Below are 15575 nucleotides of genomic sequence, written 5' to 3' on the forward strand. Positions count from 1 at the left end.
GCCAGGTGCGGCCGGTCACGGCCGAGCCGGCACGACCACCGTGCCCGTGGCGGTCACCGCGACGATCGGTTCGGCCAGCACCGCCGCCGCCGACCCGCCCGTGCCCCGGCACACCACCACCGACCGGAACTCGATCGTCCGGGACCGGGTGCCCATCCGGGTCACCGTCGCGGTCACCTCCAGCACGTCACCGGCCTGCACCGGCGCGGTGAACTGCACGTCGGAGTACGACGCGAACAGCCCCTCGTCGCCGTCGAGCCGGATGCACACCTCGGTGGCGACATCGCCGAACAACCCCAGCGAGTACGCCCCGTCGACCAGATTCCCCGCGTAATGGGCGTGCGCGTACGGCACGTACCGGCGATGCGTGACGGTGATCAAGAGTTGCTCCCCACCAGTGCGTGTACGAGGTACGAGGCGACCTCGCGTGGTGTCGTACCCCGGCCGAAGATCCGGTCCACGCCCAGCTCGCCCGCCATCAGTTCGTCGAACCGCGGCCCGCCCACGATCAGCAACGGCCGCTTGCCCGCCGGCATCGCCTCCCGGAACGCCGCCGTCATCGCCCGCGTGTTCTGCAGATGCGCGTCGCGCTGGGTCACCACCTGCGACACCAGCACCGCGTCGGCCTTACGCGCCCGGGCCTCCTCGACCAGCTCCGGCACCGACACCTGCGCGCCCATGTTCGTCACCGCCAGCTCCCGGTAGTACTCCAGGCCCTTCTCCCCCGCGATGCCCTTGACGTTGAGGATCGCGTCGATGCCCACCGTGTGCGCGTCGGTGCCGATGCACGCGCCGACCACGTTCAGCCGCCGCCGCAGCTTGCGTTTGATCACCGCGTTCACCTCCTTCGCGCTCAGCAACGGGAAGTCCCGCTCGACGACCTGCACCTTGTCGGTGTCGACGAGGTGATTGACCCGCCCGTAGACCACGAAGAACGTGAACCCGTCACCCATCGGCTTGGCGTGCACCAGCAGCGCCGGGTCCATGCCCATCTTGTTGGCCAGCTGCACCGCGGCGCCCTCGGCCCGCTTGTCGTGCGGGACCGGCAGCGTGAACGACAGCTGCACCATCCCGTCCCCGGTGGTGTCCCCGTAGGGCCGCACGATGCTCACGCGACGCCCTCCAGCTCGAGAGTCACCGGGTTGTAGTAGCCGTCCTCGTGCTTGGCGACGCCGTCCAGGCCCTTGCCGCGGTCCGCCGGCCGCTTCATGATCCCGAACGTGCCGTCGGCGATCGCCGTCAGCATCGTGTCGTCGACGATCCGCTCGAGCAGCTCGATCGCCTCGCCGAGGACCGCGTGCGCCCGCGACTGGATGAACCCGCCCGGCGCCGGCACGAAATCCTCGTGCAGGTTGCCGGCCCCGTTCAGCACGTACCGCACGTTCTGCAGGGCGATGTCACGGTCGGACAGCCACGGCGTCACCACCGCCTCGGTCATCATCCCCACCAGCAGGATTCCCTGCCCGGTCAGCGCACCGACCAGGTTGAAGAACCCGTCCAGCAGGTTCCCGCGGAACACGTCGCCGGTCATGTGCTTGGTCGGCGGCATCCACTTCAGCGGCGCGTCCGGGAACAACTCCCGCGCCAGCAACGCGTGCGCCAGCTCGAGGCGGAACGACTCCGGCAGCTCCGGGTTGATCTCGAACGCGTGCCCCAGCCCCAGCTGCCAGTCCGCCAGCCCCGCCTCGTGCGCGAAGAACTCGTTGAGCAGCTGCGACACCGTCACCGTGTGCGCCGCCTCGACCGCGTCCGCCGTGGTCAGGTAGTTGTCCTCACCGGTGTTGATGATGATCCCGGCCCGGGCGTGCACCTGCCGCGAGAACCGCTGATCCACGAACGTGCGGATCGGGTTGATGTCGCGGAACAGGATCCCGTACATCGAGTCGTTGAGCATCATGTCCAGGCGCTCCATGCCGGCCAGCGCCGCGATCTCCGGCATGCACAACCCCGACGCGTAGTTCGTCAGCCGCACGTAGCGGCCCAGCTCCTTCGACGTCTCGTCCAGAGCCGCCCGCATCAGCCGGAAGTTCTCCTGCGTCGCGTAGGTGCCCGCGAAACCCTCCCGGGTCGCGCCCTCGGGCACATAGTCCAGCAGCGACTGCCCCGTCGAGCGGATCACCGCGATCACGTCCGCGCCGGCCCGCGCCGCCGCCTGCGCCTGCGGGATGTCCTCGTAGATGTCCCCGGTCGCCACGATCAGATAGATCCACGGCCGCTGCTTCGGATCCCCGTACCGCTTGATCAGCCGGTCCCGCTCGGCCCGGCGCCGGTCCACGACCTTCAGGCCCGCGTCGGTCGCCCGCCGCGCGGCCCGCCGGGCCGCCGCCACCTCGGCCTTCTTCTCCGGTACGGCGAAAGTCACCGCCCCCGCCGCGGCCTTCTGCGCCAGCACCGTGACATCCTCCACGCCCTGCGCCGCCAAGGCATGGAACACCGGCAACGCCACGCCCCGGCCCAGACCCACATCGGCGCGCACCGCGTCGACCAGCCTGTTCACCCACGGAATGCCGTCGGAATCCGCCCCCGACACCCCGGCCAGGCGCAGCACCGCCCGCTCCACCGACACCGTCGTGTGCGAGCGCGCCAGGTCCACGACCGGCTGCCCCGCCCGCGCGGCGAGCGCCCTGGCCCGCCGCACCACGTGCGGATCCAGCCCCAGCTTGTTCACGTCACTCCTCGAAGATCGTCTCGCCGTGCAGCACCGTGCGCCGGCACACCGGCCGCGCCGGCACCACCCCGTCCACCCCCGCCAACAACACCGGCAGGCCCCCGTCCACACCCGCCGGCGTCTCCCACACCGCGAACGTCGCCGACCGCCCAGGCGTCAGCACCCCCGCGTCGTCCACCCCGGCCGCCCGCCAGCCACCCCGCGTGCTCGCCCCGAACGCCGACCGCACACTCATCCGGTACGCCGGATTCCGCGGCGCCGCCGCAGCCACCACCGCCGCCCACGGATCCAGCGCCGTCACCGGCGAATCCGACCCGAACGCCAGCGACACCCCCACCGCGTACATCGCCCCGATCGGATTGGTCGCCAACGCCCGCTCCACCCCCAGACGCTGCGCGTACATCCGGTCCGGGCCACCCCACAACGCGTCGAACACCGGCTGCACGCTGGCCACCACCCCGAACTCCACCATCCGGGCGATCATCGCCTTGTCGATCAGCTCCACGTGCTCGATGCGGTGCCGGCCCTCCCGCAACCGGTCCACCCCCACCCGCTTGGCCGCGATCGCGAACCCGTCCAGCACCGCCTCGATCGCCGCGTCCCCGATCGCGTGGAAACCACCCTGCACACCCAGCTCGATGCACTCCAGCAGATGCGCCCCGGCCTGCTCCGCCGACACGAACGCCTCACCACAGCCGCCGTCACCATCCAGATACGGCGACCGCACCGACGCCGTCCGCGACCCCAGCGCCCCGTCCGCGTACAGGTCACCGGCCGCACCGACCGCACCCAGCTCCTTGGCCCGCGCCGCACCACCGAGCTCACCCCAGTAGCCGAACACCTGCGGCAGCCCCGCACCCGACAACGCCAGCACCGACGCGAAATCCGCCTCACTCGACGTGCCCGGACCCGCACACTCGTGCACCGCCGCCACCCCACGCGACGCCGCCAGCCGCAACGCCGAGGTCTGCGCCGCCGTACGCTGCGCCGCCGTCAGCGAACCCAGCGCCACCGCCCGCACCGCGTGATGCGCCTGCTCCCGCACCCAGCCCGACCCGGCGTACCCCGGCACCCCCTCGATGCCGGGGCACGCCGCCAGCAACGACCGCGACGCCAGCGCCGAATGCACCGACGCCTGCGACAGATACACCCGCCGCCCGTCCGCCGCCCGCTCCAGCACATCAGCCGACGGCGGCTCCTGCACCGCCCACGTCGACTCGTCCCAGCCGTGCCCGTGCACCACCCCGTCGACCGGCCGCGTCCGCGCGAACGCCGACACCGCCTCCAGCAGCTCCGCCGCCGACCGCACCCCCGACAGATCCAGCCCGTCCGCCGCCAGCCCCGTATCCGTCGCATGCAGATGCGCGTCCACAAAAGCCGGCGTCACCAACGCGCCGTCCAGGTCCACGGTCACGTCCGCCGACGGGGCATCCGCCGCCGCACCCAGCCACGCGATCCGCCCGTCACGCACCAGCATCGCCGACGCCCGCGGATCCGCCGCCGAGTAGAACCGACCGTTCGCATACACCACCGAGGGGGAAATCATGATTGTCAGTGTGCCGCGATCCGCGCCTCGAACAGAGCCCGCACGGCCGGAGTGCGCCGCACCACATCCAGCGCGAACGCCGCATGCCCCGGCACGTACCCGTTACCGATCAGCATCGTCACGTCCGCCGCCAGACCCTCAGCCCCCAGCGCCGCCGCCGGGAAACTCGTCGCCATCGAGAAGAACACCACCGTGCCGCCCGCCGCCGTCGCCAGGATCGCCCCGTGCTCACACCCCGGCACATCCACACACACGACCGTCACCGTCGCCGGCTCACCCAGCGCCGCCACCACCGCCGACGACACAGCCAGGGGATCCCGGGCGTCAGCGACCGCGACGTGATCAGCCAGCCCGGCCGCCAGCAGCGCGTCACGCTCGGCGTCCGACACGACCACCCCGACCGTACGGGCACCCGCCAGCCGCGCCGCCGTCAATGCGAGCGACCCGCTCTTACCGGCCCCACCGAGCACCGCCACCGACACCGCACCGGACGCCGCATGCCCGCGCACCACCCGGTCGGTCAACGCCGGCGCCCCGCACACGTCGAACACGGCCAGGGCCAGCTCCGGCGCCAGATCATCCGGCAGCACCGCCACCACCGAACGACCGAACAGAATCGCGTGACCGGCCGCCGGCACCTGCTCGCTGCGCCCGTCCCAGCCGGCCAGCCCGTCGGTCACCGCCAGCGGGGTCAGGGTCAGCGACACCAGCGTGGCGACCCGGTCACCCACCTTCACCGGCAACGGCGACTCCGGCCCGACCTCGTCGACCACCCCGATCAGCATGCCGCCCGAACCCGTCACCGGGTTGTGCATCTTGCCGCGCGTACCGATGATCTCCAGCACCTCGGCCCGCACCGCCGCGCCGTCCCCGCCGTGCTTGCCCGACAACTGCCGGAAGCTCGCCGCGTCCAGATTCAGCCGCTCCAGGCGGATCCGAACCTCGTCCGCGCCCAGCTCCGGGCGCGCGTCCAGCCGCCACGCCGCCTGCGGCAGCACCCCTGCGGGTTCGAGCACCCGTGACAGACCCACCGGAAACGACATGCCCACCATCCTCACAAGAAACAACCTGCCGCGCGGCCGTCCTACCGTAAATCCTCCGGGGCGACGGTTTCTAGACCGCAGATTCTCCAGTATCGTCGATCACGATCGCTCCCCGACCCCAGGAGGCCCCGTTGACCGAGCTGAAGAACGACGCGGCCACCGCGGCCGGGCAGCCCTACAACTACCAGCGCCGCCCCCTCGTCGAACCCGACTGGACCCGCTTCCCCGGCTGGAGCAAGATCACCACCCAGCAGTGGGAATCCGCCCAGTGGCAACGCGTCAACTGCGTCAAAAACGTCAAACAGCTCCGCGCCGTCATGGGCGACCTGCTCGACGAACGCTTCTACGCCGACCTCGAAACCGACATGCAGCGCCTGGCCACCATGTCCATGCTGGTGCCGCCGCAGATGCTCAACACCATGGTGCCCGACCGCACCCCCGACACGGAGTCGTTCTACGCCGACCCGATCCGGCGCTACATGATCCCCGTCGCCACCGACCGCCACCTCGACTGGCCCTCACACCCCCACGCCACCCGCGACTCCCTGCACGAGCACGACATGTGGGTCGCCGAAGGCCTCACCCACCGCTACCCCACCAAGGTCCTCGCCGAACTGCTCAGCACCTGCCCCCAGTACTGCGGCCACTGCACCCGCATGGACCTCGTCGGCAACAGCACCCCCACCGTCGACAAACTCAAGCTCACCCTCAAGCCCGTCGACCGCTACGACGCCCACCTGGCCTACCTCAAGGCCCACCCCGGCGTCCGCGACGTCGTCGTCTCCGGCGGTGACGTCGCCAACGTGCCCTGGAAACAACTCGAGACGTACCTGATGGGCCTGCTCTCGGTCCCCACCGTCCGCGACATCCGGCTCGCCACCAAAGCCCTCATGGGCCTGCCCCAGCACTGGCTGCAGGGCGACGTCGTCGAAGGCCTCAACCGCGTCGCGATCACCGCCGAACGCCGCGGCGTCAACCTCGCCGTGCACACCCACGTCAACCACGTGAACTCACTGACCCCGCTGGTCGCCCGGGCCGCTCGCATGCTGCTCGAAGTCGGCGTCCGCGACGTCCGCAACCAGGGCGTGCTCATGCGCGGCGTCAACGCCACCACCGCCGACCTGCTCGACCTGTGCTTCGGTCTGCAGGGAGAAGCCGGCATCCTGCCGTACTACTTCTACATGTGCGACATGATCCCCAACGCCGAGCACTGGCGCGTCCCGGTCTGGTACGCCCAGCAGCTCCAGCACGACATGATGGGCTACCTGCCCGGCTACGCCACCCCGCGGATCGTCTGCGACGTCCCCTTCGTCGGCAAGCGCTGGGTCCACATGCTCGCCGAGTACGACCGCGAGCACGGCATCTCCTACTGGACGAAGAACTACCGCACGTCCATCGAGGCCACCGACGCCGAAGCCCTCAACAAGCTCCACGCCTACTACGACCCCATCGACACCCTGCCCGAGTCCGGCCAGCAGTGGTGGCTCAAGCAGCAGGTCGCCGAGTAGCAGCGGACCAAAAAAGGCCCCCGGGACCGTCGTCCCGGGGGCCTCGCTGTGGGCCGGCTCAGCTGAAGGCGTCGCGTACGTCCTTGCCCGCGTCCTTGACGTGCTCGCCGGCCTGCTTGGCGTGTGCGGAGGTCTCCTGCGCCTGACCCTCGGCGGCGAGCCGCTCGTTGTCCGTGGCGTCGCCGATGCCCTGCTTCGCCTTACCGGTCAGCTCTTCGGCCTTGTTCTTGACCTTGTCAGTGAAGCTCATCGTCAACCTCTCCGAAGACTCGAACTTGATTGTTCTTGTCGGAGAAAAGGTGCCCGAAGGGCGCGTATCTAAAACACGACTCATCCGGAGTGGGGCGGCGCACCGCGTGTACAGCGTCCTAGGATCCTTGGTCATGAGCGATCAAGCCGCTGCTTCCTCCTTCGGACTCGCTGCCGCCGTCTACGAGCGCGGGCGCCCGCCGTACCCTGCTGAAGCTCTTGACTGGCTTTTGCCGGCCGGGGCCGGCCAGGTCGTGGACCTCGGCGCCGGAACCGGCAAACTCACCCGCCAGATCCGCGACCGCGGCCTGCACGTCACCGCGGTGGAACCCTCCGACGGCATGCGCGCCGAACTCAGCCGCGTCCTGCCCGACGTGCCGGCCCTGGCCGGCAGCGCCGAAGCCATCCCCCTGCCGGACCACAGCGCCGACGCCATCCTCTGCGCCCAGGCCTGGCATTGGGTCGACCCCGAACGGGCCGTCCCCGAAGCCGCCCGTGTCCTCAGACCGGGTGGACGGCTGGGCCTGATCTGGAACCTGCGCGACGAACGCGAGGACTGGGTCCGCCGCCTGGGCGAGCTCATCCACTCCCCCGAAGAGCACCGCCGCGCCGAATTCGGGCCCCCGTTCGGGCCGGTGGAGACCCACGACTTCACCTGGACCCACGAGATCACCCTCGACCGGCTCCTCGACCTGGTCGCCTCCCGCAGCTACATCATCCTGCTCAGCGACACCGAACGCGCCGCCGTGCTGGACGCCGTCCGCGAACTGACCGCCACCCACCCCGCCCTCGCGGGCCGCGACACGTTCGCACTGCCGTACGTCACCGAATGCGCCCGGGCGGACCTACCGCAACGCTGAGCGCCACACCGGCAGGTGCGCGGCAAGGTAGTCGGCCGCGCCACCCCAGTGCACGCCGTGGCCCTCGGCCCACAACCGGGCCCATGGCTTCGCGCCGGTCCTGAACCCGTCGGCCAGCAGGTCGTACATGGCCCGGGTACGCACGACGAGCTTGTCGGGCAGTGCGGCCCGTCCCGCGGCGTCGAGGTCGTAGCCGTCGACGACCGCCCGCAGCCGCGGCGCATCCGCCTCTGGATCACCACCGGCGACCAGCGGAGCGAAGGTCTGCGCGAGGTAGGCCAGGTCCCAGAGGCGGGTGCCCGGGGCCGAGGCGTCCCAGTCGATGAAGGTCCAGGTGTCGCCGTCGCGGATCAGGTTCCACGGGGCCAGATCCTGATGGCAGACGAGGTCGGCGCCGTCGGGCGGAATCGCGACGTCCCACCGGGCGCCGGGCGGAGGCACGAAGTCGGCGGACGCGTCGTGGATGGCGCGGACCATGGCGCCCAGCCGGCGCAGCTCGGCCAGGGTCATGGGTGGCGCCGACTCGCCCTGCTGGCCGGGCACGAACTCCAGCACCTGGCGGCCCTGCTCGTCGCGGCCGAGCACCGCTGACACGCCAGCGACGCCCTTGGCGTGCAGGTGGCGCAGGAAGGCGTGGACGAAAGGAGTGGCCGGGGTCCAGGGCTTACGCACGGTGGAGCCGGAGCGGACCACGGACTCGGCTACGTTGCCGCCGGCCAGGGGCTCCTCGCGGTCCGGGGCGTGGCTGGTCAGGCGGTCCAGCCCAGACGGATGCGCCACTCGTCGTCGGTGCCTTCGCGGGGGTCCTGCAGCAGGTGCAGCACGGGCTGCAGAGGAATCATCTGCTCCGGCGTGATCCTCGGGGGCAGCCGGCGGAAGTCCTCCCGGCTGCGTACGGCCCGCTCCCTGTTCTCCACGAGATCAAGGCTAGGCGCCTCGGACACTCCCCACAATCGTTCGTTGTTTGTCGAGGCGGGTCGCCGTAGGCGGCGTTCTGGGTGTGGTGGAGCGCACTGCGCGTAGGGCATCCTAGGATGTTTTCTGAGGACACTGATCTGGGGCTTTGACAATAGGCAGGTGACTGCCTGCATAATGGGGAGCGTGACCCCCGAACCAGGAGCGATGGACCCGGTCTTCAAAGCCCTGGCCGACCCCACCCGACGACTTCTGCTCGACCGCCTGCGCGAGCACAACGGCCAGACCCTGCGCGAGCTCTGCGACCGCCTGGCGATGACCCGCCAGTCCGCGACCCAGCACCTCGACCTCCTGCAGGCGGCCAACCTCGTGACCGTCGTGCGACGCGGGCGGGAGCGGCTGCACTACCTCAACCCGGGGCCCATCCACGAGATCGAGCAGCGCTGGATCTCCGGCTTCGACAAGCCCCGGCTGCGGGCCCTCGACGCGATCAAGAACAAGGCAGAGGAGTACGCCATGAGTGAAGAACCCACCCCGGTGCCGACCTACGTCTACACCACCTACATCCACGCGACCGCCGAGCAGGTGTGGCAGGCGCTGACCGACGCGGACCTGACCGCCCGCTACTGGGGGCATGCCAACGTCTCGGACTGGCAGCCCGGCTCCTCCTGGGAACACCGCCGCACCGACGGTTCAGGCGTCGTCGACGTCGTCGGCCGGGTGCTCAAGGCCGAACCACCGACGACCCTGGTCATCACCTTCGACGACGTACCCGAGGAGCAGCTGACCAGGGAAGCGTCGGTGGTGACGTTCCTGGTCGAGCCGTACCAGGAGATCGTCCGCCTCACCGTGACCCACGAGAAGCTCGCCAACCTCGAGATGCACGGCGGCATCTCCCGCGGCTGGCCGGCCGTACTGGCGAACCTGAAGTCCCTGCTCGAAACGGGCGACGTCCTCCCCCAGGCGCCCTGGGACATGTCCCCCGCGCACAGCTGAGCCGATGGACACCACCGCGCTCACCGCTGCCTACGATGCCCTGCTGGACGCCGCCACCAACGTTGCCGGCAGCGGTGCTTCGCCGGCGCCCGGCGAATGGAACGCCGACGAGATCCTGGCGCACGTCGCCCTCGTCACCGCCGCCACCATCGCCGCCGTGACCGCCGGAGCACACACCACCTACGACAACCGTCTGGCCCAGGACACCTGGACCATCAACCGCGTCATCTCCCTGGCCGGTGGCACCGCGGGCCTTCAGGAACGCATCCGCAGCCAAGGCGAGGTCCTGTGCACCCTCGCGGGCCCCACGCTGAGCGAGACGGAACTCGACACGTCGGTGCCAGCCCTGCTCCTGTCCCACAACACCGCGCTGGTCAACGGCCCTGTAGCCCTGCGCGACATCATCACGGGCCTGGCGGAGGTGGAACTACCCGGCCACACCCGGCAACTCCTCACCCTGCGCCCCTCGGCACGCCCAGAAATCCAACCCACGTCCTGACCCGGCGGTAATTGGCGCGGTCCGCTCGCTCGGATCAGCCGCGCCACGCCGCCTAAGCCATCCTAGGATGTTGCTTTCTGGCTGCGCCCAGGTCAGTTGTGCACGATTTCACCGGTATGTCGGGCGCGCCGACCGTTCGAGCTGGCGGCGGGTCCGGGCAGTCCGACCCGGCACGCGTTTGGTCCGGCATGTCCGCTAATGGAGGGCCTGTCAGCACCCGAGCGCGCCATATCCATACCCCGCGCGCCAAGAACACGCGGCGAGCGACGGGGGCGGGCGTCAGCCTGGGTGCCAGCGGCTGCTACCCCAAGCACAAGACGTCGACCAGCCCACCCCGCCTACGGCGTCCTAGGAGGCTATGCCTCCGGCTTGGCAGCGGGAGCGATCCGCGGCGGCCGGTTCTCGTACGGCGTACTCAGCACCACCGTCGTCCGCGTCGTCACGTTCGCCGCCGTACGGATCTCCTGCAGCAGTCGTTCCAGGTCGGCCGGGCTCGCCACCCGTACCAGAAGCAGGTAGAAGTCCTCCCCCGCCACCGAGTAGCAGGAGTCGATCTCCGACAGGTGGGCCAGCCGTTCCGGCGCGTCGTCGGGCTGCGACGGGTCGAACGGGCGGATCGCCACGAACGCCGTCAGCGGCAGCTCCAGCGCCTCGTACGACACCTTCGCCGTGTATCCGCTGATCACGCCGCGCTGTTCCAGCCGGCGTACCCGCTGGTGCACCGCCGACACGCTCAGGCCGACCCGCTCCGCGAGATCGGTGTAGGACAGCCGGCCGTCCACGGTGAGGGCGCCCACGATCGCCCGGTCGATCTCTTCCACCGCGACAAGATACCGGTCGTGGCCGCCCGGTAACGAACCCGTTTCAGCCGCGGGTCAGCGATCGGCTGATGACCAGGCGCTGGATCTGGTTGGTGCCCTCGACGATCTGCAGCACCTTCGCCTCGCGGAACCAGCGTTCCACCGGGTGGTCGCTGACGTAGCCGGCCCCGCCCAGCACCTGGATCGCGTCGGTGGTCACCTTCATGGCCACGTCGGTGGCGAAGAGCTTGGCCTTGGCCGCCTCCACCGAGAACGGGCGGCCGGCGTCCTTGAGCCGGGCCGCGTTCAGCAGCAGCGCGCGGGCCGCCGAGACCTGCGTGGCCATGTCGGCCAGCATGAAGCCGACGCCCTGGAACTCGGCGATCGCCCGGCCGAACTGCATGCGCTCGCGGGCGTACCCGGCGGCGTAGTCGACCGCGGCCTGGGCCAGGCCGACCGCGCAGGCCGCGATGCCCAGCCGGCCCGCGTCCAGGGCCTGCATGGCGATCCGGAAGCCCTGACCCTCCTCGCCGACCAGGCGCTCGGCCGGCACCCGGGCGTCGTCGAACACGATCTGGGCCGGCGGTGACGAGCGCAGGCCCATCGTCTTCTCCGGCACCTGCGGCAGGATCCCGGGCGTGTCGGCCTCGGCGACGATGCAGGAGATCCCGGCCGGGCCGGGGCCGCCGGTGCGGCAGAAGATGTTGTAGAAGTCGGCCTGGCCGCCGTGGGTGATCCAGGCCTTCGTGCCGGTGACGACCCAGTCGTCACCGTCGCGCACCGCCCGGGTGGTCAAGGCGGCGGCATCGGAGCCGCCCTGGGGCTCGGAGAGACAGTACGCACCCAGCAGGTCACCGCCGAGCAGCTCCGGCAGGGACTTGCGCTGGCGCTCGGTGCCGTACGCGGAGATCGGATAGCACGACAGCGTGTGCACGCTGACGGCTTCGGCGATGGCCAGCCAGGAGCCGGCCAGGATCTCCAGGACCTGCAGATAGACCTCGTACGGTTGACCGGCGCCGCCGTCCGCCTCGGGGTACGGCAGGCCCAGCAGCCCGGCCCGGCCGACCGTCCGCAGCACGTCGCGCGGGAACAGGCCCTCCTGCTCGTACTTCGCGACCCGGGGAGCCAGCTCGCCGTCGGCGATCTCCCGGGTCAGGCCCAGCAACTCGTACGCCTCGTCCGTTGGCAGCATCCGCTCGACCGTCACACCAACCAGCTTAACGGTCGTTTGGTTTCCCGTCAGCCTCAGCCCCGGCGCGCCCGCGGAAGTGTCGGTGGTTGGCACTAGGTTGGGATCCGTGACTCAGCGACCTCTGCTGGCGGTCGACGCCCCCAGCCTGTATTTCCGCGCGTTCCACGGCATCCCCGAGTCCGCGGCCCGCACGCAGGCGGGTGAGCCGGTCAACGCCATCCGCGGCTTCCTCGACATGATCGCCCAGCTGATCCGCACCCGGCACCCGGACCGCCTGGTCTGCGCCCTGGACGCCGACTGGCGCCCGGCTTGGCGGGTCGCGCTCGTCCCGTCGTACAAGAAGCACCGCGTCGCCCACGGCGCCGTCGAGGAGGTCCCCGCGGCCCTGGAGAAACAGGTCCCGGTCCTGCTCGAGGTCCTGGCCGCGGTCGGCATCCCGGCCTTCGGCGTCTCGGGGTACGAAGCGGACGACGTCCTGGGCACCCTCGCCGCCACCCAGCCCGCCCCGGTCGAGGTGGTCTCGGGTGACCGCGACCTGTACCAGCTCGTCGACGACACCCGCGGCACCCGCCTGCTCTACTGCGGCCGCGGCGTCGCCAAGCTGGAGGACAGCGACAACGCCGCGGTCGAGGCCAAGTACGGCGTCCCGGCCCGCTGGTACGCGGACTTCGCGGCGATGCGGGGCGACCCGAGCGACGGCCTGCCCGGCGTGCCCGGCGTGGGTGAGAAGACGGCCGCCCGGCTGATCGCCCGCTACGGCGGCATCGAGCAGATCCTGGCCGCGCTGGACGACAAGGACGCCGGCTTCGCCCCGGGCCTGCGCACCAAGCTCGACGCCGCCCGGGACTATCTGGCGGCCGCGCTGCCCGTCTGCAAGGTCGCGCTGGACGTCGAGCTGCCCGCCTTCGACCCGGCGCTGCCGACCTCGCCGAAAGACCCGGAGGCGCTGCTCGCGCTGGCCGAGCGCTGGAACCTAGCGGGATCGGCACGCCGCCTCGTCGACGCCCTCGCAGGCTGAGCGCAGCGCCCGGGCCGGCCACCGCGCGGCCCGGGCGTGCCGCCGGGCTAGTTCGCTGGTGGTGTCGAGCGGCGGCGAATCAGCATTGTGGCCAGGGCCGCGCCGCCCAGGACGACGGCGATCAGGACCCAGAGCCACCAGAGCGACGATCCCTCGTCTGACACCGGCTCGGCCAGGATCGTGGCCGTTACCGTCGGCGCCGCCGATGCGGCCGGCGCAGCGGAAGCACTCGCCGACGGGGCGGCCGAGGGTGCGGCGGAGGCAGTCGCGGGTGCGGTCGACGGCCCCGGCTTGAGCTTGATCAGCGGCGCCGGGTTGTCCGGCTCGTCCTTGCCCTCCTCCTCTACCTCGATCCAGCGGGACACCTCCCCGTCGGCGTACGTCTCCAGGGTCTTGAACGACAGCCGCGTCTCGCCGTCGGGCAGCTTCGCCACCTTGACCTTCCACTCGGCGTCCTTGCCCGACGCCAGCGCCTTGCCGCCCACCGTGAAGCCGTCCGCGGTCGCCTGGAAGGTCCAGCCCGCCGGCGCCTTGACCAGGGTCACATCGGCCGGGGCGATGCCTTCCGGCAGCACCACCCGTTCGCTCTTGATGCCGGACGGGTTCTCGGCCTCGCCGTGGAAGGTCAGGGTCACGTCCGTGGCCCCGGCCCGGTTCTTGTCGGCGCTCACCTCGACGTGCGCCGCCGCCGGCCCGGCCGCGACCAGCACCCCCAGCCCTGCCAGCACACCGATCGTCGTCATCCGGAACCTGTTACGCACGCCGAGAACCACCTTCGCGGGAGAGAGACAACCGGTTCCGTAGTCGCTCGCCGCCGCCGGAAAGTTCCAGTGATCTTGCCGGTCAGCCGACGTGCTGGGGTTCGCGGTCGGGGGTGTGGTCCTCGTGGGCGGCGGCGCGACGGGCGGCGACCACGTCGGCCAGGGCTGCGACCAGCGCCACCAGGACCAGGCCGATCGTCACGAGCAGGGCCGTGCGCAGCGCCGACGACCAGTCGTTGTTCGTCGACGCCAGGCGGTTGAAGAAGACCGCGCCGACCACGGCGATGCCCACCGCCGTACCGATGCGCTGGCCGGTCTGCAGGACCGCGCCCGCGCTGCCCGCCCGCTCGACCGGCACCTCGGCCAGCGTCAGGGTCTGGTTCGGGCTGATCACCAGGCCGCTGCCGAGGCCCGCCACCAGCAGCGGCAGCGCCGCGGCCCAGCCGCCGTTCGTGCCCGGGACCAGGTCCAGGGCCAGGACCGTGCCGGCCAGCCCGGCCGCGACCAGGGCCAGGCCCACGGCGACCAGGGGGCGGCCGTAGCGGTTGACGATCCGGCCGCCGAGGGCGGCCGCACCCGCTGAGCCCAGCGCGAACGGGGTGATCGCGAGCCCGGCCAGCAGCGCGCTGTAGCGCAGGCCGTTCTGCAGGTAGAGCGTGTAGATGAAGAACAGGGTGGTGAAGCCGGCGAAGTACAGCAGGCCGATCAGCGCGCCCAGGCCGTACGAGCGGACCCTGAAGAGGTTGAGCTCGATCAGCGGGGTCTCGCGGCGGGCGTACCGGCGCTCCCAGGCCAGGAAACCGCCCAGCAGGACCAGGCCGGCGACCAGCAGCAGCCACTTCGCCGGGCCCTGCCATTCGCGCTCCTCGACCAGGGGCAGCAGGACCAGCAGTACGGCGACCCCGAGCAGCACCACGCCGACCGGGTCCAGGCTCTCGTGCTTTCGCTGGTCGTCGCGGCGGGCCGGGATCCACTTGTAGCTGAGCAGGATCGCCGCCGCGCCGATCGGCACGTTGATGAAGAAGATCCACCGCCAGCCCGTCTCGGCCCCGAAGAGCTGGATGAGCAGGCCGCCGAGCAGCGGGCCGACCGCCGTGGAGATGCCGATGGTCGCGCCGAGCAGGCCGAACGGGCGGCCCCGCTCGGCCGGGCGGAACAGCTGCTGGATCAGGCCGGACACCTGCGGGTTGACCAGGCCGGCGGCGGCGCCCTGGACCAGGCGGGCCACGATCAGCCAGATCGCGCTGGTGGCCAGCCCGGCCGCGGCGCTGGACAGGGTGAAGACGGCCAGGCCGACGATGAACACGTTGCGGCGGCCGCGGGCGTCGCCGAAGCGGCCGGCCGGCACCAGCAGCAGCCCGAAGGTCAGGGCGTAGCCGGACAGCACCCACTGCAGACCGCCCGAGCTCAGGTCGAGGTCGGCCCGGATCGAGGGCAGCGCGACGTTCACGATGCTCACGTCGAGCAGGGTCATGAAGCCGGCGACCAGGGCGACGGACATCGCCTTCCAGCGGTTGGCA

Annotated in this window: 17 protein-coding genes; 5 read left to right on the plus strand and 12 right to left on the minus strand. The window is 71.1% G+C overall.

Annotated features, from left to right (window positions below):
* Nucleotides 1-15 precede the first annotated feature (15 nt).
* The 5 genes from ACQP2Y_RS24455 to ACQP2Y_RS24475 are packed head-to-tail and all read right to left on the minus strand — an operon-like array spanning nucleotide 16 to nucleotide 5257.
* A complete protein-coding gene (locus tag ACQP2Y_RS24455) occupies nucleotides 16-381 on the minus strand; it encodes a hotdog domain-containing protein (RefSeq protein WP_433717212.1) in 366 nt (121 codons plus the stop codon).
* Complete coding sequence (locus tag ACQP2Y_RS24460) at nucleotides 378-1112, minus strand: OAM dimerization domain-containing protein (protein WP_433717214.1); 735 nt, start codon at nucleotides 1110-1112, stop codon at nucleotides 378-380. Before ACQP2Y_RS24460 ends, ACQP2Y_RS24455 begins: the two co-directional genes overlap by 4 nt.
* A complete protein-coding gene (locus ACQP2Y_RS24465; RefSeq protein WP_433717216.1) occupies nucleotides 1109-2668 on the minus strand; it encodes a lysine 5,6-aminomutase subunit alpha in 1560 nt (519 codons plus the stop codon). Before ACQP2Y_RS24465 ends, ACQP2Y_RS24460 begins: the two co-directional genes overlap by 4 nt.
* Nucleotide 2669: 1 nt before the next feature.
* Nucleotides 2670-4214, minus strand: a complete 1545-nt coding sequence (locus ACQP2Y_RS24470; RefSeq protein ID WP_433717218.1) for an amidohydrolase — start codon at nucleotides 4212-4214, stop codon at nucleotides 2670-2672.
* A 5-nt stretch (nucleotides 4215-4219) separates the two neighbouring features.
* A complete protein-coding gene (locus ACQP2Y_RS24475; protein ID WP_433717220.1) occupies nucleotides 4220-5257 on the minus strand; it encodes an L-erythro-3,5-diaminohexanoate dehydrogenase in 1038 nt (345 codons plus the stop codon).
* A 131-nt stretch (nucleotides 5258-5388) separates the two neighbouring features.
* On the opposite strand from ACQP2Y_RS24475, the gene ACQP2Y_RS24480 reads away from it, so the two are divergent.
* Nucleotides 5389-6765 carry a KamA family radical SAM protein gene (locus ACQP2Y_RS24480; RefSeq protein ID WP_433717222.1) on the plus strand — a complete coding sequence of 459 codons (1377 nt, stop codon included), beginning with the start codon at nucleotides 5389-5391 and terminating at the stop codon, nucleotides 6763-6765.
* Between the two features lie 58 nt (nucleotides 6766-6823).
* Here ACQP2Y_RS24480 and ACQP2Y_RS24485 read toward each other — a convergent pair whose 3' ends face one another.
* On the minus strand, nucleotides 6824-7015 hold the full coding sequence (locus ACQP2Y_RS24485; RefSeq protein WP_212990512.1) for a CsbD family protein: 192 nt from the start codon (nucleotides 7013-7015) through the stop codon (nucleotides 6824-6826).
* Nucleotides 7016-7148: 133 nt separating this feature from the next.
* Between ACQP2Y_RS24485 and ACQP2Y_RS24490 the strand changes: the two genes are divergently transcribed.
* A complete protein-coding gene (locus tag ACQP2Y_RS24490; RefSeq protein WP_433717224.1) occupies nucleotides 7149-7874 on the plus strand; it encodes a class I SAM-dependent methyltransferase in 726 nt (241 codons plus the stop codon).
* Here ACQP2Y_RS24490 and ACQP2Y_RS24495 read toward each other — a convergent pair.
* Together ACQP2Y_RS24495 and ACQP2Y_RS24500 are read right to left on the minus strand one after the other, a co-directional pair.
* Nucleotides 7860-8654 (minus strand): phosphotransferase enzyme family protein, encoded by a 795-nt coding sequence (locus ACQP2Y_RS24495; RefSeq protein WP_433717226.1) that lies wholly within the window; start codon nucleotides 8652-8654, stop codon nucleotides 7860-7862. The two genes, ACQP2Y_RS24490 and ACQP2Y_RS24495, sit on opposite strands and share 15 nt — an antisense overlap.
* Nucleotides 8624-8791, minus strand: coding sequence for a hypothetical protein (locus ACQP2Y_RS24500; protein ID WP_433717228.1), 168 nt, complete (start codon nucleotides 8789-8791; stop codon nucleotides 8624-8626). The genes ACQP2Y_RS24495 and ACQP2Y_RS24500 overlap by 31 nt, the downstream gene beginning before the upstream one ends.
* Nucleotides 8792-8975: 184 nt before the next feature.
* On the opposite strand from ACQP2Y_RS24500, the gene ACQP2Y_RS24505 reads away from it, so the two are divergent.
* Both ACQP2Y_RS24505 and ACQP2Y_RS24510 read left to right on the plus strand, forming a co-directional pair.
* Nucleotides 8976-9785 (plus strand): ArsR/SmtB family transcription factor, encoded by an 810-nt coding sequence (locus tag ACQP2Y_RS24505; RefSeq protein ID WP_433717230.1) that lies wholly within the window; start codon nucleotides 8976-8978, stop codon nucleotides 9783-9785.
* Nucleotides 9786-9789: 4 nt separating this feature from the next.
* The gene (locus ACQP2Y_RS24510; protein ID WP_433717232.1) at nucleotides 9790-10284 is read left to right on the plus strand and encodes a hypothetical protein; all 495 of its coding nucleotides are present in this window, start codon (nucleotides 9790-9792) and stop codon (nucleotides 10282-10284) included.
* A gap of 356 nt (nucleotides 10285-10640) precedes the next feature.
* Here ACQP2Y_RS24510 and ACQP2Y_RS24515 read toward each other — a convergent pair whose 3' ends face one another.
* Complete coding sequence (locus tag ACQP2Y_RS24515) at nucleotides 10641-11105, minus strand: Lrp/AsnC family transcriptional regulator (protein ID WP_360552003.1); 465 nt, start codon at nucleotides 11103-11105, stop codon at nucleotides 10641-10643.
* 43 nt (nucleotides 11106-11148) lie between these two features.
* Entirely contained in the window at nucleotides 11149-12291 is a 1143-nt protein-coding gene (locus tag ACQP2Y_RS24520; RefSeq protein ID WP_433717235.1) for an acyl-CoA dehydrogenase family protein, read from the minus strand.
* A gap of 61 nt (nucleotides 12292-12352) precedes the next feature.
* Here ACQP2Y_RS24520 and ACQP2Y_RS24525 point away from each other — a divergent pair, with 61 nt between their 5' ends.
* Nucleotides 12353-13294, plus strand: a complete 942-nt coding sequence (locus ACQP2Y_RS24525; protein WP_433717237.1) for a 5'-3' exonuclease — start codon at nucleotides 12353-12355, stop codon at nucleotides 13292-13294.
* 47 nt (nucleotides 13295-13341) lie between these two features.
* Here ACQP2Y_RS24525 and ACQP2Y_RS24530 read toward each other — a convergent pair whose 3' ends face one another.
* Nucleotides 13342-14055 carry a DUF1775 domain-containing protein gene (locus tag ACQP2Y_RS24530; protein WP_433717239.1) on the minus strand — a complete coding sequence of 238 codons (714 nt, stop codon included), beginning with the start codon at nucleotides 14053-14055 and terminating at the stop codon, nucleotides 13342-13344.
* Between the two features lie 82 nt (nucleotides 14056-14137).
* Nucleotides 14138-15556, minus strand: a complete 1419-nt coding sequence (locus tag ACQP2Y_RS24535) for an MFS transporter (protein WP_433732055.1) — start codon at nucleotides 15554-15556, stop codon at nucleotides 14138-14140.
* Between the last annotated feature and the right edge of the window lie 19 nt (nucleotides 15557-15575).

The sequence above is a fragment of the Actinoplanes sp. CA-051413 genome, assembly GCF_050955795.1.
Lineage (GTDB): Bacteria > Actinomycetota > Actinomycetes > Mycobacteriales > Micromonosporaceae > Actinoplanes.